This is a genomic window from Pseudozobellia sp. WGM2 (assembly GCF_017810075.1).
In the GTDB taxonomy this organism is placed as follows: Bacteria; Bacteroidota; Bacteroidia; order Flavobacteriales; family Flavobacteriaceae; genus JADNYK01.
This window is the reverse complement of sequence record NZ_JADNYK010000032.1, coordinates 1-666: the sequence shown is the minus strand read 5'-3', so window position 1 is coordinate 666 and position 666 is coordinate 1. Positions and strand designations below refer to the sequence as shown.

Annotated in this window: 1 protein-coding gene; it reads left to right on the top strand. The window is 35.9% G+C overall.

The features are described 5' to 3' along the window. On the top strand, positions 1–666 hold a 666-nt coding region (locus tag IV512_RS19660; protein ID WP_209406456.1), incomplete at both ends, for an AMP-binding protein.

The window sequence follows — 666 nt, the reverse complement described above, 5'->3', positions numbered from 1 at the left end:
AAAACACCCGAAACAAGGCAAATCGGGACAGCCTCGCATACGTGATATACACATCAGGCTCCACCGGGAAACCAAAAGGGGTCATGATAGAGAATAAAAGCCTATTCGATTCAACCGTATCAAGAATAAATATCTATTATAAAAACGCAAAATTTTTACTCTTATCATCTATATCTTTTGATAGTTCTATTGCTGGTATATTCGGAACCATTTGCTCTTCTGGAGAATTAAATTTAATATCAAAAAATAATCTAGAAAACCCCAAATACGTTGCAAGTTATATTTCAAAAAAAAATATAAATCAATTACTTTCCGTTCCAACATACTTTAAAATATTAATAGTTGAATTATCAAAAATTGAAAATTCACTTCAACAAGTAATTCTTGCGGGAGAATATTCTCATACTTCTCTAATATTAGAAATCCATAAAACCGAAACTTTTAATAATTGCAATGTATATAACGAATATGGACCCTCAGAATGTTGTGTTTGGAGTAGCTTTTATAAATACAGAAGGAGCCTAACTATACCATCTACAATTGGATCTCCAATCTGGAACACCCAGATATATATTCTCGATTCCGACCACAACCTGCTCCCCAAAGGGGTCGCCGGGGAGATCTGCATCTCCGGGGACGGACTGGCCCGAGGGTATCTCAACAGGC